The sequence below is a fragment of the Lysobacter yananisis genome (assembly GCF_031199375.1).
Classification (GTDB): Bacteria; Pseudomonadota; Gammaproteobacteria; order Xanthomonadales; family Xanthomonadaceae; genus Lysobacter; species Lysobacter yananisis.
Genome location: NZ_CP133568.1, coordinates 57,722 through 78,028, shown reverse-complemented (window position 1 = coordinate 78,028; position 20,307 = coordinate 57,722). Strand labels below are relative to the sequence as shown.

At 68.8% G+C, this 20,307-nt stretch carries 30 protein-coding genes; 2 read left to right on the top strand and 28 right to left on the bottom strand.

What is annotated here, in order from left to right; genetic code table 11:
- Nucleotides 1–171: 171 nt before the first annotated feature.
- From RDV84_RS00405 to RDV84_RS00275, 27 genes are all read right to left on the bottom strand, one after another.
- Nucleotides 172–702, bottom strand: coding sequence for a hypothetical protein (locus RDV84_RS00405; RefSeq protein WP_078998763.1), 531 nt, complete (start codon nt 700–702; stop codon nt 172–174).
- 348 nt (nt 703–1,050) lie between these two features.
- The gene (locus RDV84_RS00400; RefSeq protein ID WP_057946650.1) at nt 1,051–1,785 is read right to left on the bottom strand and encodes a tellurite resistance TerB family protein; all 735 of its coding nucleotides are present in this window, start codon (nt 1,783–1,785) and stop codon (nt 1,051–1,053) included.
- 156 nt (nt 1,786–1,941) lie between these two features.
- Nucleotides 1,942–2,574, bottom strand: a complete 633-nt coding sequence (locus tag RDV84_RS00395; protein WP_309152124.1) for a LysE family translocator — start codon at nt 2,572–2,574, stop codon at nt 1,942–1,944.
- A gap of 88 nt (nt 2,575–2,662) precedes the next feature.
- A complete protein-coding gene (locus tag RDV84_RS00390) occupies nt 2,663–3,058 on the bottom strand; it encodes a thioredoxin family protein (protein WP_078998768.1) in 396 nt (131 codons plus the stop codon).
- A gap of 194 nt (nt 3,059–3,252) precedes the next feature.
- Entirely contained in the window at nt 3,253–4,509 is a 1,257-nt protein-coding gene (locus RDV84_RS00385) for a mechanosensitive ion channel family protein (protein WP_309152123.1), read from the bottom strand.
- The gene (locus RDV84_RS00380) at nt 4,506–4,895 is read right to left on the bottom strand and encodes a DUF4087 domain-containing protein (protein ID WP_197414824.1); all 390 of its coding nucleotides are present in this window, start codon (nt 4,893–4,895) and stop codon (nt 4,506–4,508) included. The genes RDV84_RS00385 and RDV84_RS00380 overlap by 4 nt, the downstream gene beginning before the upstream one ends.
- Before the next feature lie 86 nt (nt 4,896–4,981).
- Complete coding sequence (locus RDV84_RS00375; RefSeq protein ID WP_309152122.1) at nt 4,982–5,899, bottom strand: hypothetical protein; 918 nt, start codon at nt 5,897–5,899, stop codon at nt 4,982–4,984.
- Between the two features lie 36 nt (nt 5,900–5,935).
- Nucleotides 5,936–7,999: an elongation factor G gene (fusA, locus tag RDV84_RS00370; protein WP_078998779.1), complete on the bottom strand. Its 2,064-nt coding sequence runs from the start codon at nt 7,997–7,999 to the stop codon at nt 5,936–5,938.
- Nucleotides 8,000–8,310: 311 nt separating this feature from the next.
- Nucleotides 8,311–8,640 (bottom strand): Mor transcription activator family protein, encoded by a 330-nt coding sequence (locus RDV84_RS00365; protein ID WP_309152121.1) that lies wholly within the window; start codon nt 8,638–8,640, stop codon nt 8,311–8,313.
- Nucleotides 8,641–8,687: 47 nt separating this feature from the next.
- On the bottom strand, nt 8,688–9,170 hold the full coding sequence (locus RDV84_RS00360; RefSeq protein ID WP_309152120.1) for a regulatory protein GemA: 483 nt from the start codon (nt 9,168–9,170) through the stop codon (nt 8,688–8,690).
- 1 nt (nt 9,171) lies between these two features.
- Nucleotides 9,172–10,077 (bottom strand): recombination-associated protein RdgC, encoded by a 906-nt coding sequence (locus RDV84_RS00355; RefSeq protein ID WP_309152119.1) that lies wholly within the window; start codon nt 10,075–10,077, stop codon nt 9,172–9,174.
- Nucleotide 10,078: 1 nt separating this feature from the next.
- Nucleotides 10,079–11,116: a hypothetical protein gene (locus RDV84_RS00350; protein ID WP_309152118.1), complete on the bottom strand. Its 1,038-nt coding sequence runs from the start codon at nt 11,114–11,116 to the stop codon at nt 10,079–10,081.
- Complete coding sequence (locus RDV84_RS00345; RefSeq protein ID WP_309152117.1) at nt 11,109–11,618, bottom strand: hypothetical protein; 510 nt, start codon at nt 11,616–11,618, stop codon at nt 11,109–11,111. Before RDV84_RS00345 ends, RDV84_RS00350 begins: the two co-directional genes overlap by 8 nt.
- A complete protein-coding gene (locus RDV84_RS00340; protein WP_309152116.1) occupies nt 11,615–11,983 on the bottom strand; it encodes a DUF2528 family protein in 369 nt (122 codons plus the stop codon). Before RDV84_RS00340 ends, RDV84_RS00345 begins: the two co-directional genes overlap by 4 nt.
- A 1-nt stretch (nt 11,984) precedes the next feature.
- Complete coding sequence (locus tag RDV84_RS00335) at nt 11,985–12,623, bottom strand: DUF3164 family protein (RefSeq protein ID WP_309152115.1); 639 nt, start codon at nt 12,621–12,623, stop codon at nt 11,985–11,987.
- Nucleotides 12,624–12,639: 16 nt separating this feature from the next.
- Entirely contained in the window at nt 12,640–12,831 is a 192-nt protein-coding gene (locus RDV84_RS00330) for a hypothetical protein (protein ID WP_309152114.1), read from the bottom strand.
- Nucleotides 12,821–13,090: a hypothetical protein gene (locus RDV84_RS00325; protein WP_309152113.1), complete on the bottom strand. Its 270-nt coding sequence runs from the start codon at nt 13,088–13,090 to the stop codon at nt 12,821–12,823. The genes RDV84_RS00330 and RDV84_RS00325 overlap by 11 nt, the downstream gene beginning before the upstream one ends.
- A gap of 28 nt (nt 13,091–13,118) precedes the next feature.
- A complete protein-coding gene (locus RDV84_RS00320) occupies nt 13,119–13,505 on the bottom strand; it encodes a hypothetical protein (protein WP_309152112.1) in 387 nt (128 codons plus the stop codon).
- Complete coding sequence (locus RDV84_RS00315) at nt 13,505–13,738, bottom strand: hypothetical protein (protein ID WP_309152111.1); 234 nt, start codon at nt 13,736–13,738, stop codon at nt 13,505–13,507. The genes RDV84_RS00320 and RDV84_RS00315 overlap by 1 nt, the downstream gene beginning before the upstream one ends.
- Nucleotides 13,735–13,971: a hypothetical protein gene (locus RDV84_RS00310; protein WP_309152110.1), complete on the bottom strand. Its 237-nt coding sequence runs from the start codon at nt 13,969–13,971 to the stop codon at nt 13,735–13,737. Before RDV84_RS00310 ends, RDV84_RS00315 begins: the two co-directional genes overlap by 4 nt.
- A gap of 1 nt (nt 13,972) precedes the next feature.
- Complete coding sequence (locus RDV84_RS00305) at nt 13,973–15,145, bottom strand: ExeA family protein (protein WP_309152109.1); 1,173 nt, start codon at nt 15,143–15,145, stop codon at nt 13,973–13,975.
- 151 nt (nt 15,146–15,296) lie between these two features.
- Nucleotides 15,297–15,500: a hypothetical protein gene (locus RDV84_RS00300; protein ID WP_309152108.1), complete on the bottom strand. Its 204-nt coding sequence runs from the start codon at nt 15,498–15,500 to the stop codon at nt 15,297–15,299.
- Nucleotides 15,497–17,158: a hypothetical protein gene (locus tag RDV84_RS00295; RefSeq protein WP_309152107.1), complete on the bottom strand. Its 1,662-nt coding sequence runs from the start codon at nt 17,156–17,158 to the stop codon at nt 15,497–15,499. The genes RDV84_RS00300 and RDV84_RS00295 overlap by 4 nt, the downstream gene beginning before the upstream one ends.
- A gap of 143 nt (nt 17,159–17,301) precedes the next feature.
- Nucleotides 17,302–18,201, bottom strand: a complete 900-nt coding sequence (locus RDV84_RS00290) for a hypothetical protein (protein WP_309152106.1) — start codon at nt 18,199–18,201, stop codon at nt 17,302–17,304.
- A 16-nt stretch (nt 18,202–18,217) separates the two neighbouring features.
- Complete coding sequence (locus tag RDV84_RS00285) at nt 18,218–18,529, bottom strand: helix-turn-helix domain-containing protein (RefSeq protein WP_309152105.1); 312 nt, start codon at nt 18,527–18,529, stop codon at nt 18,218–18,220.
- On the bottom strand, nt 18,526–18,702 hold the full coding sequence (locus RDV84_RS00280) for a hypothetical protein (protein ID WP_309152104.1): 177 nt from the start codon (nt 18,700–18,702) through the stop codon (nt 18,526–18,528). Before RDV84_RS00280 ends, RDV84_RS00285 begins: the two co-directional genes overlap by 4 nt.
- Nucleotides 18,699–18,908 carry a hypothetical protein gene (locus RDV84_RS00275; RefSeq protein ID WP_309152103.1) on the bottom strand — a complete coding sequence of 70 codons (210 nt, stop codon included), beginning with the start codon at nt 18,906–18,908 and terminating at the stop codon, nt 18,699–18,701. Before RDV84_RS00275 ends, RDV84_RS00280 begins: the two co-directional genes overlap by 4 nt.
- Before the next feature lie 77 nt (nt 18,909–18,985).
- Here RDV84_RS00275 and RDV84_RS00270 point away from each other — a divergent pair, with 77 nt between their 5' ends.
- On the top strand, nt 18,986–19,492 hold the full coding sequence (locus RDV84_RS00270) for a helix-turn-helix domain-containing protein (RefSeq protein ID WP_309152101.1): 507 nt from the start codon (nt 18,986–18,988) through the stop codon (nt 19,490–19,492).
- Nucleotides 19,493–19,540: 48 nt separating this feature from the next.
- Nucleotides 19,541–20,074: a hypothetical protein gene (locus RDV84_RS00265; protein ID WP_309152100.1), complete on the top strand. Its 534-nt coding sequence runs from the start codon at nt 19,541–19,543 to the stop codon at nt 20,072–20,074.
- On the opposite strand, the gene RDV84_RS00260 is transcribed toward RDV84_RS00265, so the two are convergent.
- Complete coding sequence (locus tag RDV84_RS00260; RefSeq protein WP_309152099.1) at nt 20,071–20,295, bottom strand: Acb2/Tad1 domain-containing protein; 225 nt, start codon at nt 20,293–20,295, stop codon at nt 20,071–20,073. The genes RDV84_RS00265 and RDV84_RS00260 overlap by 4 nt on opposite strands.
- Nucleotides 20,296–20,307 lie beyond the last annotated feature (12 nt).

The window sequence follows — 20,307 nt, the reverse complement described above, 5'->3', positions numbered from 1 at the left end:
CGTCCGCGCGCATGGGCTGCGGATGGTTGCGCGGCGGCGGGCGGGTTCGCGGTCGCGGCTCGCGCCGCTCCTACAGCAGGCCGCCGTGGTTTGCGTTGAGCGCGCAGCGGCGGCGCAAGCCGCGGACGTGGAGTTCGCGGTCGCGGCGACGCTTGCGTTTACCGCAGCGTCTTACTGCAACTTCGCTGCGACCAGTACGCCGGTCAGCTCCCAGCGTTGTTCGACCTGGTTGCGGCGCAAGCGGTACCAGCCCGTGTAGCGGCGGTTCTCGCCGTTCTCCAAGGTCGCGCGCAGGTCGACCGGAATGCGCAGCAGTTCCGGCACCGGTTCCTGGTCCAGCGGCTCGGGCGTCTGGTTCTGGATGCGCAGTCCGCGCAGGTTCTTGAGCGCGCGCAGGTTGGATTCCTCGTTGCCGCGCGGCATGCGCTGGTAGCCCCAGAACTTGTCGGCGGCGTCCTGGTCGCCGGCGCCGACGCGCTGCAGATAGAGGTGCAGGGTGCCGACGGCGTCGGTGTAGGCGTCGTTGCGCCGCTGTTCCAGCGCTTGCGCGCGCAATTGCGCGGCGCTGGGCGCGGCCGCGGTCTCGGGTGTCTGCGCCTGGGCGGGCGGCGCGGTGCCATCGCCGCCGTTGTCGTCGGCGTTGCGCTGGCAGGAACAGCCGACGAAGGTCAGCGCGAGCAGGGCGGGGATCAGCAATCGCATGGCATCGGTCCGCAGGCGCGCCGGGCGGCGCGTGGGCGATGCTAGCGGTTGCCTCGGCCGCTGGCGACTGCGCGCGCGACGGAGCGTGGCGGGCGTCGCGAAGGCGCTGGCGGGCTGCGCGGCGGTGTGCGGCCTGGGATCGGAAGGGTGGGCAGAGGCGTTGGATCGGAAAGCGGAGGGACCGAAGTCCTTCCGCATCGGATCGGAAGGCGTCGGGACTGAAGTCCCTCCCACCAGCGCTGGCCACTCCTGCAAACGCTGGTCCCTGCTGCGAGCGTCAGCCGCTCCCGCGAGCGTTGCGGGCGAGGAACGCCCGCGCCGATCAAGCTTGCGCAACGCCCGCGGCGATCAGGCCTGGGCGTCGCGCAGCTGTTGTTCCAGCCGCGCCTTGAGCGCGTCGTCGATCTTGAGCTGGCGCGCCAGTTCGTCGAGGTAGGCGCGTTCCATGTAGTTCTGTTCGTCCGCCGCCAGCAGGCTGGCCAGGTACATCTCCGCGCCGATCTCCGGGGTCTCGGCGGCGCGCGCCACTTCGGCCGGGTCCAGCGGCTTTTCCAGTTCCGCGTGCAGCCACGTGCGCAGTTGCGTGTCGCCGTCGATGCGCACGAACTCGCCTTCGATCGCCTCGCGTTCGCGCGCGTCGATGTGGCCGTCGGCCTTGGACGCGGCGACCAGTGCCTGCAGGATCGCGCGGCTGTGCTGTTCGGCCTGCGGCGGTGGCAGGCGGTCGACGGTGCGCGGTTCGGCCGCGCCGGGCCCTTCCTGCTGGCGCTTGTAGTCGCCGTAGGCTTTGTACGCCAGCACGCCGACCGCGGCCACGCCACCGGCGAGGGCGAACTTGCCGGCGTGCTTGCGCAGCTTCTTGTTGCCCAGCAACAGGCCGAGCGCGCCGCCGGCCAGGGCGCCCTTGCCGAAGTCGGCGTTGAGCAGGCCGCGCGAGGGTTCGTCGCGGCGCTCGTGGCCGCGTTGCGGCTCGGTCCGCGCCAGCGGCTTGCCGCCGCCGAGCAGATCGCCCAGGCCGCCACCGCCGCCGAGGCTGTTCTGCGCGGTCTTGAGCAACTGGTCGAGAAAGCCTTGGGTCTTCATGCGCGGCGCTCCGGTTCGAGGTCGTGAAATACCGACCTGTGGTTGCGCCGCCGCCGGTTCAAGCCGCGCGGATCGGGCTGCGCGGTTGCGTAAAGGCTCGGTTCAAGCAGGTCCGATCCGCACGACCGGTCGTAACGGCGCCGACGCGCACGCGGCTCAGCGCTGCTGCACGGCCAGGCGCAGGCCCAGGGCGATGAACACGCTGCCGGTCAGGCGTTCCTTCCAGCGTCCGCCGCCGCCGCCGAAGCGGCGGCCGAAGCGGCCGACGGCGAAGCTCAGGATCAGGCTGTTGCTGAGCCCGATCAGCGACAGCAACGCGCCCAGGACCAGGAACTGCAGCCACACCATGCCGCGCTCGGGATGCACGAACTGCGGCAGGAAGGCGAGGAAGAACAGCGCCACCTTGGGGTTGAGCACGCCGGTCATGACCGAGCGCCAATAGACCTGGCGCGCGGAGATCCGCGCCGGCGGCGGCGCGTCCGCGACCGCCGCCGGCGTGGCCGGACCGCCGCGCCAGGCCTTGATGCCGAGCCAGATCAGGTAGGCCGCGCCGGCGTACTTGAGCACTTCGAACGCCAGCGCCGAGGTCGCCAGCAGCGCCGACAGGCCCAGGCCGGCGGCGAGGGCGTGGATCAGGGTCGCCGTTTCCAGCCCGAACGCGGCCTGGATGCCGCGCGCGGTGCCGCCGGCGGCGCTCTGGGCGACGATCCATGCGGTGCCCGGGCCGGGAATGAAGACCAGCACGGCGGCGGCGATCAGGTAGGCGGCGAGGGTGGAGGCGTCGAACATGGCGGCGGCGCGCGAAGGCAGGAGTGGAGGGGAAGTCTGCGCCGGTCCGCGGCCGCCGCCAAGCAGGCCGCCGCGCGGCCGCGTGCGCTCAGCCCGCGGGTGGCGGCGCGGCCGCCGGGTCGTCCGCGCGCAGCTTCTCGATCGCCGCGACGAAGGCCTCGGTGCCCGGCCACTGGCCGATCCGGCCGAGCTTCCTGGCGCCGCGGAACACCAGGAACGCGGGGATGCCGTGCAGGCCGAAGTGCGTGCCCATGGCGGCGTCCTCATAGACGTTGTCGTGCAGCCAGTCCACGTCGGGCCAGCGGAAGCGCTCTTGCGCCAGCAGCATCTGGCCCTTGGCGATATCGCAGTTCGGACAGTCCTTGCCCCACAGGAACAAGATGCGCAGGCGGCCGTCGTCGGGCAGGAACTCGTCCAGGCGCGCGTGCCGGACCAGTTGCATCGGGAACTGCCAGAAGAAGCGCGGGTGGGCGGTGTCGGTCACCCGGCCATGCTAGCGCCGCTCGTTCGCGAGCGAGCCGCCGCGGTGCGCCGTTCGTCGGTATGGTGCGTTGCGCAGATGTGCACGCCGAAGCGCGGCAGCGGCGCGGCGCGGCCGGGACGCGTGGCGAGCTTGGGACAGGGGCCGGTCCGCGCCGGCGAGTCGGCCGGCCGATCGCCGGGCGATCGGGCCGGCGATCACGACGCGACCAGTTGCACGCCGTTCTTGCGGAACGCGCCGAGCACCGCGTCGTAGATGTCGGAGGCGACGTTGTTCTGGCCGTTCTCCGGATCGGAAATCCAGAAGTGCCCGTCGAGCTGGATGCCCTTGTCGTTGACGCCGGTGATGTACATGTGCGGCGCCGGCTCCTGCAGCACCCGCGGCTGCGCGTTCATCGCCTCGACGAACAGCGTGCGCGCCAGTTCCAGGTCGGTGTCGCCCTTGACCAGCACGCCGCAGACCAGGCGCAGGTTCCGGTCCGACCAGGATTGGTTGACGATCACGTTGTTGGTCAACAGGTCGTTCGGCACGATCGCCTCGACCCCGTCGCGGGTGCGGATCATGGTGTAGCGCACGGTCATGCGGGTGACCCGGCCGGACACCGAGTTGCTGACGATGTTGTCGCCGACCCGCACGGATTGTTCGAACAGCACGATCAGGCCGCTGATGTAGCTGGCCGCGAGCTTCTGCAGGCCCAGGCCCAGGCCGATGCCGAGCGCGCCGCCGAACGCGGCCAGGGCGGTGATGTTGATGTCGCTGGCGGCGAAGATCGCCAGGGTCGCGGCGATCCAGATCGCCACGCTGAAGATGCGCGACAGCGCCAGGATATAGTTCGGCTGCAGGGTGCGGCTGCGGCGCAGCAGCTTGGTGACGGTCTTGTCGCCCCACAGCGCGACGATCGCGATCACCACGCCGCCGATCAGGCCGGCGACCAGGCCCTGGCTGGACACGTTGATGCCGCCGAACTTGAAGCTGGCGCCGTAGAGCTTGGCCAGCGGCTGGCTGCGGTCGACGAATACCCCGACCACCAGCGCCAGCCACGCCACCACGGTCACCGCGCGCAGCATGATCTTCAGCGGCAGGGTCGGGCGGAACAGCAGTTCGACGGCCATGCCGAAGAACCGGATCACCAGGAACAGCAGCAGCAAGGTCGCGGCCAGGCCGATCAGCGGATTGCCGAACGAACCGCCGAACAGGCTCAACACCCCCAGCGTCAGCAGGGTCAGCACCGGCGTGCACAGGTACTCGACCACGGTCAGCAGCACCGGGCGCTGGTGGCCGATGCGCTGCTTGAGCGCGCGCGTGACCAGCACGCCGACCGCGGCGGCGAGGGTCAGGGCGAGCAGGGTGATCAGCAGGTCGGTCGGGTTCGACACCACGTCCATGGCGTCGGAGACGACTTCGGCGAGTTCCGGGTCGCGGTCCAGCGGCGGCGGCTTGGGCGCGGCGCTCATCGGTCGGAGGCGTAGTCCGGTTCCAGTCCGGTCAGGGCGCGGTCGCGGCGGCATTGCGCCAGCGGCTTGCCCTTGGCCGAAAGGATGCGGACGATGCTGTGGTCGAAACCGGTCACGACCTTCAGGCAGGCGCAGCCGTAGCCGTAACCGCGCGGATCGCCTTCGTGCTTGACCCAGTCTTTCTCCGACGGCGGCTCCGGCCACGGGCCTTCGGCCTGGTGGCCGCCCTGCAGGCCCACGGTCCATTGCGCGTCGGGATCGATCAGCCAGGCGTTGCCCGGGGTCGGGTTGATGAACCAGCCGCAGCGCGTTTCCGGCTTGGCGGCCGCCGCGGCGTGGCCGGCGAGCAACGCCGCGGCCAGGGCCACGGCGAAGCGCGGGGACAAGAGGGAACGTCCGTGACGGGCCATGTGCGGTTCTCCTTGAAGTGCCGTCATGTTAGCCGCTGCCGCGACGGGGTCGATGGCCGGCGTCAGTCCGCCGCGCCCGCCGGCACGGCCGGGCGCCATTGCAGCAGGCGCGCCGATGGATGGGCGTGAAGCCAATCGTCCACCGCCGCGCGCGCGGCGGCTTCGTCGCGCGCGGCCACGCCGACCCAGCGCGCGCCGGCGGCGTCGCCGGACGCCTGCAGCGGCGGATGGTCGTGAGCGGCGTCGGCATCGGCGTCGCCGAGCGAACAGGCGCGGCACAGGTGGCGCACGCTGTCGGTCCAGTCCTGCGCCTGGCCGTGGTCGCGATGCGCGCGCTGCGCCAGCGCGGCCAGGCTGGCGGGATCGGGCGTTTCGATCCAGGCCTCGAAGGTGGCGTAAGGCGAGGCCTGCCACAGTTCGAGTTGATCGAACACCGGATACTCGCGTTCGCCGATGCGGCGGCTGCCGTTGGGCGCGCCGTCGTTGAGCACGATGTCGGCGTAGCGATGGCCGCTGTCGGGCAGCGGCACGTTGCGGATGCGCGCGCGGGCCGGGTCGAGCCGGTCGCACCACACCACTTCGCCGCGGCCGTCCGGGTCCAGCCGCACCGGCGCCAGGCCGCAATCGGCCTCCAGCGGTTCCTCGCCCGGCTCGATCGGCAGGCCGTAGCGCTGCCAGGCCTCGCGCGCGCTGCGCCAGTCGCGCAACGCGGTCGCGGCGATGCCGAGGTTCCAGCACGCGCCCTGGTGGCCGGCGTCGCGCGCCAGCGCCTCGCGGTTGGCGATCAGCGACTGCGTCCAGTCGCCGAAATACTTGTGCAGCAAACCGATGTTGAACCACGGCGCGGCCCAGGCCGGATCGGCCTGGGCCGCCTGAGCGTAGAAGCTCAGCGCGCGTTCGTCCTCGCCGCGCGCGCCGAGGCGGTGGCCGTACTCGTTGAGCAGTTCGGCGCGTTCGCGCGCGCTGCGGGGCTTGGGCATGGCGAAGAGGATGCGGCGGTGGGGGCGCACACGGTATCAGTCTTCCTCATGCCGCGGCTTGTAGGCCTCGACCAGTTTCTGCTGCACCGTGCCCGGCACCGGCTCGTAGTGGCTGAAGTCCAGCGAATAGCGCCCGCGTCCGGCGGTCACCGACTTGAGTTCGGCCGCATAGCCCTCCAGTTCCGACAGCGGCACCTGCGCGCGCACCACGATCTCGCCGCCGCGCAGGCTGTCGGTGCCGTTGATGCGCGCGCGCTTGCTGGCCAGCCCGCCGCTGATGTCGCCCATGTGCTGCTCCGGCGCGTTGACCTCCAGGTCGACGATGGGTTCGAGCACTTGTGGACGGGCCTTGCCGATCGCATCGAGGAACGCCTTCTTGCCGGCAGCGACGAAGGCCACTTCCTTGCTGTCGACGCTGTGGTACTTGCCGTCGTAGACCACCACCCGCACGTCCTGGATCGGATAGCCGGCGACCGCGCCGTCGTGCAGCACCTGGCGCACGCCTTTCTCCACCGCCGGCAGGAACTGGCCGGGAATGGTGCCGCCCTTGACCTCGTCGACGAACTCGAAACCGCCGCCGCGCGGCAACGGCTCGATGCGCAGGAACACCTCGCCGAACTGGCCGGCGCCGCCGGTCTGCTTCTTGTGCCGGTGGTGGCCGTCGGCCTTGCCGGCGACGGTCTCGCGGTAGGCGATGCGCGGCGGGCGCGACTGCACTTCCACGCCGTACTTGTCCTTGAGCCGGTCCAGATTGATGCGCAGGTGCAGGTCGGACAGGCCGCGGACCACGGTTTCGTTGGTCTCGGTCTCGTGCTCGACGTGGAAGCAGGGGTCTTCCTCGGCGAGCTTGTGCAACGCGTTGGACAGCTTCTGCTCCTGGCCCTTGCTCGCCGCTTCCACCGCCAGGCCGAACATCGGCCGCGGGAAATTCAGCGGGGCCAGGTGGATGTGGTCCTCGTCGTGGCTGTCGTGCAGCACCGCGTCGAAATGCAGTTCGTCGACCTTGGCCACCGCGGCGATGTCGCCCGGCACCGCCTGCTCGATCTCGACATGGTCCTTGCCCTTGAGCTTGAACAGATGCCCGACCTTGAACGGTTTCTTGCCGTCGTCGACGAACAGCTGGGTGTCCTTCCTGACTGTGCCCTGGTAAACGCGGAACACCCCGAGCTTGCCGACGAAGGGATCGTTGACGATCTTGAACACGTCGGCGATGACGTGCGCCTTGGGATCGGGCGTGGCCGCGATCGGCTGCGCATCCTCGCCGACGCCCTTGGCGAACGGCGGCGGATTGGCCTCGCCCGGGTGCGGGAACAGCCGCTCGGCGGTGTCCAGCAATTCGGCGATGCCCGCGCCGCTGCGCGCCGAGCAGAACAGCACCGGCACCAGGTGGCCTTCGCGCAGGCATTGCTCGAACGCGTCGTGCAGTTCCTGCCCGGACAGGCCGCCTTCGCCGAGGTCGAGGTAATGCTCCATCACCGTCTCGTTGATCTCGACCACCTGGTCGATGATCTTCTGATGCCATTCGCCGACCGCGCCCAGGTCGCTGTCGCCGCCGGCGTTGCCGAAGCAATCGACCACCCGCTTGCCGCCGTCGGCGGGCAGGTTCAGCGGCAGGCATTCGGCGCCGAAGGTGTCGCGGATGTCGTTCAACACCCGCGCGACGTCGGCGCCGTCGTGATCGATCTTGTTGACCACGATCGCCCGGCACAGCCCGCGCGCCTTGGCGTGGTCCATCATCCGCCGGGTGCCGTATTGCACGCCGGTGTCGGCATCGACGACCACCGCGAGGGTTTCCACCGCCGCCAGCGCGGACAGGGTGGGGCCGCGGAAATCCGGGTAGCCGGGGGTGTCGATGAGGTTGAGGTGGACGAGCGGATTGGGCGCGGTGCCGTGATCGATGCTGGCGATCGCGCAGTCCAGCGAATGCCCGCGCTGCTTCTCGATCGGATCGAAGTCGGACACGGTGCTGCCGCGTTCGATCGTGCCTGCCGTCTGGACTGCGCCGCCGGCGTGCAGCAGGGCTTCGAACAGCGTGGTTTTGCCGGCGCCGGGGTGGCCTGCCAAGGCCACGTTGCGGATTTGTTCTGTGCTGTAGGACATGAGCGGACTTCTCCCTGAGGCTAGGGTCGGAAGGCCGTCATGGCTGTCCGCGCTGCGCGCCCGAGCGTGGCGCTCGGCGGGCGGTCATGGCGGGCCGGCGGGGGCCGGGAGGACAGGCTCGCGCAGCGCGCCGGGTGGGTGAGCTGGGGTGAGATATCTGGAGGGGCTGAGGCGAGATATTCTGCCGGAAGAGCCCGGAAGAAGTCGGTCTAAGGCGGGCGGCCGTGGAACTCGATTGCATGTGGCGCAATGACCGGCGTGAAGCCTGGAGGCGGCCGGCTCAGCGCCCAATGCCCAACACGCTGGCCGACTCAGGACTGCCCGAACAGGTTGAGCTGGTCCAGGTCGGGGTTGCGGGCGGCCGCTCGGCGCAGGAGCTTGCGGATACCCTCGTCCGACATGTGGTACTTCTGCCGAAGCTCCGAGATCCGGGCGCCGCCTCGGTGGGCTTCCAGGATCTCCTGCTCGCGGGATGCCATCTTGTAACCGGCATCGAAGGGGTAGTACACCGTCTGCCCGGCGTGGGCCTCGGACAGCCCGTCTGCGACGGCAGCGCCGCATTGCGCGGCCAGGGCCGGGTCAATTCCATGCGCCAACAGAACCCGCTGGACCAGGTCGTCGGTGAAGGCGAGCAGCTCCATGCGGCGCGCCGCCATCGTCTTATGCTCAGCCGGGGCCGCGGGCCGGGTCATTCGGTCAACGGGTCTCGGCGCCGCCGGTCGGCGTCGATCTGGAGGGCCGCGATCACCTTGGCGAGCTGGTCCGGCCGGCACCACTCGACGCGGCTCACCCGGCAGATCCGAAGGGCGACGGCATGCGCGTAGGCCCAGTCGCGGCCGGAGTCAGCCAGCAGCGCCTCGACCTTCCCCACCTGCGGGGACAGGGCGCCCTTCGGCCGGCCGGGCCAGTTGGCGGCGGTCTCGGCGTCCTTGTCGCCCTTTCCGGCCAGGCGCCGCAGCTCGTTCGCGATCGCGTCGAGCTGCACCGGGGTGCATTTGCCGGCGCTGCGCTGGGCGTCGCCGTGCTGAGCGCTAACGCGCTGCACCAGGTCGCGGTACACGTCCTCGTCGAGGCCGAGCTGGGTCGCGGTTGCGTGGATGGCCGCCAGCGTGCGCTTGCGGCGTGCGGCGGCCTGGTCGGTGCGGGTGCGAGGGGCGCGGGGCTTGCGCATGTCAGGGTTCCATCGCGCTGAGCTTGAGCGCGGTTTGCATGGTCAGGAACAGCCCACGGACCTCGCCGGACATCAGCGCGAACCGCGCGTCGATCTCGGCCCGAAGTCCATCCTGTTCGGCGTCGGCAAGCACATCCAGGGCGCCGTCGAGGAAGCGCAGCTTGCGCACCACCAGGCTCTCGTCCAGATCGAACGCAACGCGATCGGCCTGGACCAGGGCCAGGCGAGTGGCCTGGCGGCCCGCCCGCAGGTGTTCGGCGACTTCGTCGCTGAGCAGGTCGATGCGGTAGCACTTGACCGCGCTGCCGCCGTCGGCCGCGTCCTGCAGGTTGCAGTCCTCGCCCAGGGTCCAGCCGGCGGGCAGCGGCTCGCCGGCGACCCAGCCGGTCAGGATGGAGCGTGGCGCCACCTCGGCGTTGAGCGGCAGCGCCGGAAAGTGACCGAGGGCACCGCGCAGCGTGCTGACCAGCTCCTCGGCGGCGCGCCGGCTACCGCTGTCGACGGCCAAGAAACCGCACCGCAGATCCAGGTACGCGTCCAGCCGCGTCGGCTTCACCATCGCCCTGGGCAGCAGTTCGTGCACGATGGTCTCGCGCAGCTGCGCGCGCGCGCGGCCACCAGGCCGGCGCCCGTGCTGCGCATACAGCGCCTCCAGGCGCTCGTTGAGGACCTTGTCGATCGCTGCCGGCGGCAGGACCTTCTCCTCGCCGCCCACGGTCAACCACACCGCATCCCCGCAACGCACGGTGGCGTCGTCGTAGCCGCGGCCGAGCGGCGATACGAAGCCGGACGAAGCCAGCTCCAGATGGCCTACTGGCTTGAGCCAGCAGGAACGAAGGGCCGCATCCAGGCCGGCCAGATCCAGGCCGGCCGGGAAGCGGAAGAACGTGATTGATCGAAAGAACACCTCAGCCCGCCTTATCGCTGGGGGCAACCGCGTCGCCGTTCGCTTCCGCGGCCCGCGCGGCGTCGATGGTCATGCACTCGTTCACGACCGCATCCAGGCTGCTCCCGTAGAGGGGCTCAGCGTCGCCAAGATCCATGCCGATGACGCACCAGGGGGTGCCCTGGCCGCTGCTGTTCTCGCGCTCGAAGTACAGCGCTCGGTCCCGCAGCCATCGATACCGCTTCGCGGCCTCTTGATCCCGCGCCGCCGCCGCCAGCAACGCGACCAGCGCATCGGCATGCTGCATCACGAAGCCGACGCAAGCGTTCTGATACATGGCCGCGATTTCCTGGGAGGCGCCTACGGCGCCGCCGGTGTTCTGGGCGATGCGCAGGTCGGCGAGGATGGTCTCGACGTCCTTGGGCGCGCCCGCCAGCACGACGTTACCGGTCAGCGTGAAGGCATAGATCCACCACCGCACCAGGGCCGCATCATCCATTCCGGCGGGGTCGAGCTGAGCGCTACGTGAGGCCATCCGCAGAAGCGCCTCGCGAACGTTCCTCGGCAATTCAATCCAGACTTCATCCTCCGGCTCCGACGCTTCGATTTCCAAGGCGGCAGGCGCCGCGCCACCCTCATCTTCCGTACGCGCGCGAGCAAGCGTTGCGGCGATGCGCTTCAGCACGGTGAGCGGATCGTCGTCGCCTTCGTCCCCGGTGATCTCAGCAACGACGTTGGCGAGATCATCCTGGTAGCGCTCGAACTCTTCATAGCTGCGGAAGAACGGCTCACCAACGAACACGCTGTCCGTCGGATCACCGCTGCCGCCCTGCATGACCGCCTCGACTGCAGCCCGATTGCGAGTCCAGTACTCCGGTGCCGGAACCGGCTCACGGTAGATGACCGCGTGACCGAGAATCTTGCGGCCAGCGTCCGCGATCGGGCGGATCGAATTGACCGCGCAGCCAAACGACTTGCAGCGATCGCCGACGAGGAAGCCGTTGCCATCCTTGCTCTGGAACAGCAGCGCATGCAACACGGTGGGGCTGCCCTTATCCATGATTCGATTCTCCAGACATGGCCGCTCCGGGCGCGGTGCGCAACCAGGCTTCGAGGCGGCGAACAGATTTGCAAAGCGGATCTTCGTACGAGCCGTCGCAGTCGCAAATTATCGACGAGACACCGTGAATCTTGCCGGGGTCGTCGAAGTGCAAGGTGACGAAGTCGACGACCGCACGCACGTCACCTCGATCCGCGCCGGCAACGGGCAAGCACACTTCGGGGCTGCCCGCGCCGTGACGCGCCTCGGTGGCGCTCAGTCCTTCGCGCGCAGCGAACACGTCCGAGGCGCTGAATTGGCCCAGCAACAGGCGTTCGATCACCTGCCGCTTGTTGAGCCCGTAGCGTTCGCACATCGCCACGAGGGCGGCATCCGCTGAGGCGGTGATCTTCGCCTGCAGATAGGCGTACCCGCGGCTCTCCCAGCTGCGCTTGCGCAACCCTTCCGGCCCGAGGCTCGATTCCGGCCGACGTGCATTCGGCCGCGCGTGTTTGGCGTTCATTCCAGCTCCACCTCGGTCACGTCCAACTGCGAGCTATCGAGGTCCGGCCGACCTTCGCACCGCACCAACCGGATGCCGTGCGCGCCGTTCGGCGGCCAGCCCTCCATCCCGTCGAACTCGCGCTGGATCTGCTCGATGCTAGGCCAGCGGATGACGTCGAGGACGTGTGCGAGGAACTCCGCCGCCGCCATCGTGACCACCGCTTCCACGACGTCGCCGTGCGCCCTCTCGAGCCGCTCATCGGCGTCGACCCTGAAGTTGTTGATCTCCGTCGCCAGTTCGTCGGTAAGCACGTCCGTATCGACGTCGATGGTAACGTCCGCGCCGGTGTCGCCGTGCCAGATGTTGTAGCGCTTGATGGCCATGTCACACCGCCGCGACGTCGAGGTTGAGGAGGCGGTACTCGCCGGCGGCGTCGCGCTTGTAGACTCGGATATAGGGCTTCGTGCCGGTGACCTGGATGGCGTCGCTGATCGCCTTCATCGCGCGCTGCCAGCGATCGTCATCGATCTTGTAGCGCCGCAGCGTCAGGATCTTGCCGGTGCTGATCTTGCCCTGCTTGTCGACGTCGAACGCGTCCTGGACGATCGCACGCAGCTCGGAGGGAGCGTTCTCGGACCATTCGATCAGGCATTCGTCGATCAGCGTCTTGGCGGCCTGCAGGCGCTCGTCGAACGTGATGTTCTCGGCGACCGCGCGCAGCACCTTGTAGAGCCCGTCGAAGCTGATCAACTGCACGTTGCCCTTGTTGCCGCCGAGTTTCACGCCATATTGCTCAGCGCTCAGCTCGACGAACGCGGCGATGTCGGCCATCGCCTTGATCTTGAACTCGTTGAGGAAGTGCTGGATCTGCATCGCGCTGTGCACGATCTCGCGCACCAGTTGGTCGCGCTCCTGGTCGATCGCGGGGATCTGCGCCTCGGGCACCAGCCTGCCCTTGGCGTCCTTACGATAGCCGAGCGGGATGATGCCGGGCTCAGCGTTGAGGGTGGTTTGGGTATTCATCGTGGGGCTTCCTTGGTTATTCCACGTTGCGGAAATGCTCGAAGAACCGGCGATCGAGGTGATCGAAGATCGCCGCCACTTCGGGCGGGGGTACGTCGTTGCAGATGAGGTCGACGCTGGGCGGCGGCGCGGCGCGATCGACGGCCGGCCCCTGGTGGGCGGCCGCATCGGCGGCTTGGGCTTCGGGGCTGAGGCGGTTAATGGCCACGGACCACCTCCAACCGGGCAGGCCCGGCCACTTCGCGGATGGTTTCGAGCTGACAGCCGTAGTACTCCGCGGCGTAGATCGCGGTGAGGCGGCCGAACGCGCCGGGATAGCGGCGCTTGACGGTGGCCACCGTGTCCTTCGGCATGTGATCCACGATCAGCAGCGGCCGGCGGCCGTTCGCCAGGGCGGCCAGGACCTGGATGCCTTGATCGGCGAGCAGCATCGTGACCGATGCGGCGCGGGTGAGCTGACTGACCATCGAATCGTTGGGGCCGTCTGCCGCAGCGTTAATTCTCATTGGGAGCCTCGTCGGTTTGGGGGCGTTCGAGCCCAAGCTGGCCGTACAGATCCGGCACGGCGATGCGCTTCATCGCGCTGGCCTGGCGAAGCGACGTCATCGCGCGCGCGACCAGGTAGTGGATCGTTGCGTCCAGCTCTGAGGGGTTCGACGCGAAGTGGTAGCCGAGCGCCGGATGGGCGCAGATGGGGTGTCCGTCGTTGCGCAGCTTCACGATGATCTCGCGCAGCTTGCGTTCGTCTGCGGGGCTCACGCGGCCGGTGACGACGTACACCAGGTCGCGCGAGGTAATGCCGTTGGCGGCGCCGCGCCGGCCCTGCAGCGCGATCAGCACCGTTTCCGGGGTCAGCTCTCGCGGCAGCAGGGACAGTTGCATTAGTGCCGCGCCTCCGATCGCACTGCGGGCGCCGCCGGCGCAGGCGGCGCGCCACGTCGTTCCAGCGCGTGCGTGCAGCGGCCGCAGTCGCCGGCGAGCGCCGGCCCTGCTTCCAGCACACCGCCGAACGCCGTGTACGCGCCACACAGCGACGCGCCGTCGACGAAGTAGTGCTGCTTGATGGCGAGCAACGGCCAGCCCCAGCCCTCGCTGGGCTTCGAGCGCGGGTTCATTCCTCGCTCTCCTTGGTCAGCTCGACGACCAGGCGCGCAGCGGCGGCGGCGCTGAGGCTGCAGAGCAGCGGGTCGAGCCACTGGCCCTCGCGCCAGGCCACGCCAGCGCGGTCGAACAGGTCCCCTTGGTCAGCGCTGACGCGACTGGTCAGCAGGCCGCGGTCGATCAGCAGGGCGTAGATCGTCGAACGCTGGGTCGGCGTGATTCCGGGATTGGCCGTCATGGTCGACATGTCAGCCCCCGCGGATCACGTCGGCGTTGACCTGCGGGATGCCCAGCTGCGCCGCGCGGTTCATCGCGCCGGCGAGCGCGTTGTGCACCGCCAGCGGATAGAGCAGCGTCGCTCCGTTGCCTTTCGACGGCGTCAGCCAGGCGCGCAGCGCGTCGAGCCCCTCGCGGGTAATGACCTTGTCCAGCGCGACGCCGGTCCGCTTGAACCGAAACTCCAGGTACTCCTGCAGGTTGGTGTCGAGGGGTTGCAAGGTGATGATCTCCAGGCGCTGCATCACCTCGCGGATCTCGGGGTCCTGGGCCGACAGCTTGGTCATCAGCTCGGGCTGCGCGATCAGCACGATCGACAGCAACGGGCGCAGGCCGTCTTTCAGCTCCATAAAGCGCTTCAAGTGCTTGAGCGTCGGCTTCGGCATGCAGTGCGCCTCTTCGATCAGCAGCACGTGCTTCTGCCCGGAACGGGCGCTGTCGCGCATGACCTGGTGCATGTGCCGGAAGCGCGCGTCCGGGCTGTTCTTCTGCTTCGCGTCCGGCGCGAGCGAGGCCATGATCGCCTCCGCGATATGCGTAGCGCGCAGCGTCTTGCCGGTATTGTCAGACGGTTCCATCGCCAGCGTGTAGGGCTCGATAACCACGATGGAGCGGTCGTCGGTCTGGACGCGGTCGACGAACTCCTCGCGCAAGGTGGTCTTGCCGGCGCCGCTTTCGCCGACGACGGCGATGAAGCCGCCGTGGCGCGCGGCCTGGTACATCGACTCGCGGACGTAGCGGATCTCGCGGCTGAGGTACACCTCTTCGCGGCTCTGCGGCTCGGCGAAGGGATTGCCGCTCAGGCCGAAGTGCGTACGGGCCTGCGGGGTGAGCGGTTGCTTACGCAGTAACATGTCTTTCTCCTCGTGGGTGGACCCGGCAGGGGCTTCTTGCGTGGGGGAACCTGGAGCCGCCGTGTTGACGCACGGCGGCTCCTCTTTCTTGAACCAGTCCGCGGCGGGCACGTTGTGGGCCTGCAGGAAGCCGGTGATGGCCTTGCGGATCTCGGCGCGATCGGCGCCGCGCGGCAGCACGTTGTGGTTGATCAGCCCGTTGAGGGTCGAGCGCGGGACGCGGATCGATTCGGCGAGCCGCCCCTGCTTGATCCCGGCGCGGGCCAGGACGGACTTGAGCCGAAGGGTCATAGCCGCACCGGCCTGTCGCGCTTGGGCACGACGGTCTCGGGGTCGCGGCTCTTCTGCTTGCCGCGACCGTGCCAGGCACGCAACAGGCTGCGGCCATTCTTCGCCCGGTCCATCGCCGCGCGCTGCTCCGGCGTCGGCTCGTAGGGGCGCCTCACCGCGCACCGGCCTTGCGCGGCGGATACACCTCGCGCATGTCGCTGAGGATCGTCTTGACGGCGTCGGCTGCCCGCTCCAGATCGGCGTGGAAGCAGTCGTCGACCTCGCTCCAATCGGCGGCCATCGCTTCCAGGCGCGTCTGGACGGTCTGCAGCTTCCGGCAGGTGTCGGCGGCCATGCGTTGCGTGGACAGCATCATGCGGCTCCTCCCTGCACCACTCGCAGCCCGCTACGCGGCGGCGCCAGCAGCTCGACCGCCCAGGTTTCGACCTCGTCGACCGGCAACCCCTCGGGCCAGCGCTGCGCCGTGCGGGCGTACATGTCCGGGGTCCAGGTGCCGCCGGCGCGCTCGACCATCGGCTTCAAGCGCGTAGCGGCGTCGTAGTGCCCCAGCGCGGCCAGCTCGGCGCGCACGGGCGCCGGCTCGATCCGCTGCGCCACCACCACCGGCACCTCGACGTCGGCCGCGCGGCCGGCGCGCGGCAGGGCCGGCGCGACGGGCGCGTCGCGCAGCGGCTTCATCGGATCAACCTTGCCGCCGAACGCGAGGCGCTTCGATTTGCGCGCCGCCGCCGCCTCGGCATCGGTGCGGACCTCCATCGCGACCCGGTCCAGTTCCTTGCGCGCCGCATCCGCGGGCGTCTCCGGCAACGACTTGAACTCGGCGCCGACCTCGGCCGCGGTCTCGACAAAGCCCCAGGCGTTCGTAGACACCCGCGCGGCCAGGTAGTGGACGACCTGGCGGTCAGCCTCGCCGGGCATCAGCACGCGCACGCTGTCGCCGGCCGCCAGGGCGTTCGCGATCACGTTGACGCGCTGCCCGTTGATCAGCCCGGGCACGCCGCGCACGTCGTACAGCCCACCCTTGAACCGGATGAAGCCGTCGCGCACGGTGCACGGCTTCGGCGGCGTTGCGGCGAACTGGCGCAGCACGTCGAGCGCAGGCGCAAGGACCAGTTGATCGGAGGTGATGCGAAGCCAGCCGTCCCGACGGGTCATGCCTGTGCGCGAGTGCGTGCGCGTGGCGTTGTAGCCACGCGCCCACTCCTGCGCCAGGCGGTTGATCTCCTCCAGGCTGGTCACCGGCGCCTGCAGCTTGAGCCGCGCCTCGAAGTGAGTTTCAACCAGGTAGTGGGCGTTCTCGACCTGGCCCTTCGCCCGCGCGTTTCCGACCTCGTTGACGATCGGCTCGATGCCAGTCGCCTCCAGGAAGTTGCGCGTCATGCCGGCCGTGACCGCGCTGCCGGGGTCCATCATCAGCATCTTGGGGATGCCGTGCATGGTGCCGGTCGGCCGCTGCGTCATCGTGTGCATCAACGCTGCCAACAGGTTCGCGCTCGATTCGGCGCCCTGGACGTAGAACAGCTCCAGACAGCCGCTCGCGTGGTCGGTCACCACGTAGCGCCACAGGCGCCGGTCTGCGATGCGCTCGAAGTTCCCCGGCTTGCCGCGGTAGTACACGCGCTTGTCCATCTGCTGCGTGCCGTCGTCGGCCAGGTAGAACTGGCGGCTCACCGAGGCGTCGATCTGCCACAGGTGGTTCGGGTGCGGGCTGGACAGACGCGCCGCCGGCGACGGCGCGGACAGCGCCTCGCGGTGGAAACCGTAGTGGCGGATGGCGCGGCAGATCGCTGAGGTGCTTAGCGCGCGCCATTCGCCGGTCGCTTCGTCGACGCGGGCGGCGTTGATCCGGCCGTTGGAGCGCAGGATCTCCACCGCGTCCTCGACCGGCAGCGCGCCAGTGCCGGTCAAGCGGCGGGTTTCCTCGACCAGCGCCGCGATGCTGCAGGCTTCGTCGCGGCTCAAAGCGAACGCGCCCGCGTCCGCGCGGCGCTTGCGCGGCTTCATCGCGGCCATGACCTTGCTGACGCGCCGGTAGGCGGTCTGGACCGAGCAGCCCATCTGCTCGGCCAGCCGCGCGATGATGCGCTGCTTGCTGCCGTGCTGCGCCGCCAGCAGTTGGCTGGCGGCCGTTTCGATGAGAGCGTCGGCCGACATGCTCAGGCTCCGTGCATGTCGCTGACGATCGGGACTTCGAAGCCGTAGTCTTCGCGGTCGCGGATCACGCGCAGGGCGGTGAGCAGCCGGCCGAACACGTCGCCGACGAACGCGCTGCAATCCAGGTCGTTGTCGGTGCAGTGCGCCGCAAGCTCGTTGAGCGCGGCGGCCAGGCCCGACTTGTCGGACGTGATGTTCGCCCGGATCGCGGCCTCAGCTTCCGAGACCTTGTTTTCGAGCATCACCTGCCGCTCGTCGGCGCTCGCGCCCTTCCACTTGCGCTGTGCCTTGGTGACCTTGTCGTGCTCCTTGTTCAGGTCTTCGCTGAGCTTGGAGATTCGCTGGTTCTTCGCGTCGACGTCGGCGCGCGCTTCGCGCACCGCGTCGCGTAGTTCGCGGACCGTCATGGTGGAAATGTCGTCGAGCGACAGCTCGTCCGTCTTGCCCTCGGTCGCCAGTTCGGTGAACTGGTCCTCCGGCAGCGACAGCAGTTCGATCAGCTTCCCCTGGCTCTTGGCCGCGCTGAGCAAATGTTGCGACGTCGCGGCATTTGGCAGGGCCGAGACGCGGCGCGACGCCTCCATCATGCGGGCGGCTTGGTCGCGTCCGATGCCGAGCCGGTCCAGGATGCCTTGCCACTCGCCGTGCAGCGCGCATTCCCGCGCCACGATCAAGTAGCTACCAGCCTTGAGGAACGCCTCACAGCCCCGGCGTAGTTCGTTCCTGATGGCGTTCTCGTAGTGATCCGGGTGCCAGGGCAGTCCGTCGCCGAACTGCGTGACGAGCTGCTGTTGCTTCTCGTAGGCCGGCGCCGACAGGGTGTCGTCGCTCTTGCCGAGGAATTCCGGCCCGACAGGCTCGGCGGGGGCGAGTGCGTTGCGGCCGGCGGCTTTCTTGCTCATGTGCTACCTCGTCGATTCAGTTGGGATTGCGGGTGTAGCGGTTGTTGAACTCGTCCAGCCGCTGCTGGACCTGGTGCATTTCCGTTTGGTGGGCGACCGCGACCTGGACCAGGCGCGGCGACAGGCGCCACTGCTCCTCTCGCCCGTGGATGCGCTCGACCAGGCCCTCGTCGAGCAGGACCTCCAGGTCGCGAAGCACGGTCGGGGATGGCGCCTGGACGGCGTCTGCGATCTGCTTGAGGCGCAGGCCCTCGAAGGAATGGCCGCGCAGCGCGAACACGATGCGGAAGGCGCGACGGACCGGGGCTTGGGCGGGAGCGGCGCTCATGCGCGTCGGCCCTCTTCGCTGGCGCACAAACACGGCTGCTCGAACAAGCCGGCGAACCATTCCTCGACCAGGTCGTCATTCCAGGGGCCGGGATCGAGCGGCGGCAGCGTGTCGATCCAACCGGTATCACCGCAGGCTTGGCAGCCGGTCGCAGGGTCCGTGACCGGGCTCATGCACTGTCCTTGAGGCCGGAAGCCTTGACGACGCGGCGGCGCATCGCTTGGCCCGCCGGGCCGTTCCAACTGCCGATGAGGGCGTTGCGGGCGTTGGTCATGTGGATGCCGTTTTGGCGGCACCACGCCTTCAGCGTGGAGTCCTTCAGAACGAAGGCGGCCCGGACCTTTCGGAGCAGTTCCAGGCTGGGATCGGGGGTAGTCAAGGCGTGTATCCTCTTGGTCGTGTCACTGAGGTAGCTGCGGGAAGCGGCTGCCTCGGATAACTAATCCTAATCAACAAATGTTGATCCAGTCAACATGGACCGGCATGCGCCCTTTTGACGAACAACTGCTGCGGTTGAAGCAGGTCCTGAAACTCACGGACGACCAGGACGTGGCCGATGCTTTGGGCATGAACAAAGCGGCCTTTTCCGCGCGTAAAACTCGCGGCGCGTTTCCAGAGGACAAGCTGTTTGCGTTGGCCGCGAAGCAACCCGAGCTGAAGATCGATCCGGCCTACGTGATCACCGGCCGGAGCGAGGAGTTGGAGCGCCGCCTCCAGGCGGTGTCGGCGGCGACGGCCATCGCGGGCAAGGTCAAAGGCATCGAAAGTCGTGGTGACGTACAAGCCGCAGCTTTCGACGCGCTGGTCAACGCGCTGGCGCCGGACGAGCAGGAACTGCTGCGGCACTACCGCACCGCGAACGAGAACGGGCGCGCTGCGATCATCGCGACGGCCGCCGCCCAAGCCGGACTTGCAATTACCGCGCCCCCGCCTCAGCGGCGGGGTGGCACGCGGGGAAAGTGACGGAACTGATTGCGCCGAATTGGCGCTCAAGCCAAACGAGGGAACGAGATGCTGAACTTGAAGCTCGCCGCATTGACGATGGCGTTTGCTATCACTGGCTGCGCCCAAAAGAGCGAGACCACCGCTACAGCTGCGGCCGCTACGTCGGCCGCAGAGTTGTCGTCGTGGGTGGTTTCGGAGTCTGTCGACCCGATCACCGACGCGAAGACCATCACCGTCGCCCAGCCCGCCGAGCAACACGGCGACTTCCAACTGCGCATCGAATGCACCGGTGGTAAGTCCAGCGTGAGTTTGTGGGGTGACAGGTTCACGCCCACAACGCGCGGCGACAGCGAAAGCTACTCGGTCTCCTACCGATTCGACGCAAAGCCCGGTGTGCAGTTCGCTGACTGGCGAGCGCTGGACCATTGGGCATCTCCTGCCGACGAAGCGGCGTTCTTGCGCGAGATGCTGGGCTCGAAAACTCTCTACGCCCGAGTGGACTCCGACGCGATGGAGACCAGCGAGGGGAAGTTCCACCTCGCTGGGCTCCGCGAGGCGCTAGCGAAAACGCTGGCGCTTTGCCCAGCTCTCTCGACCTAAAACCCAGCGGGCTGCGCAATAGCGCGCACCGCCCACATGAAGCCCGTCTGCAAGTCGGTCTTGGCGATCGCCAGCGCGCGCTGGTCGACGCCGGGTGTGTCGCGGACGGCATCGAGCAGCTCGCCGACCTCGGCGGCCTTCGCCTTAATGCGGTTCATCGCGTCGATCTCGTCCTGCGACAGTTCGCGGTAGCCGTCGATCTTTCGGTGCTGATTTTCCATACAGGGTGCTCC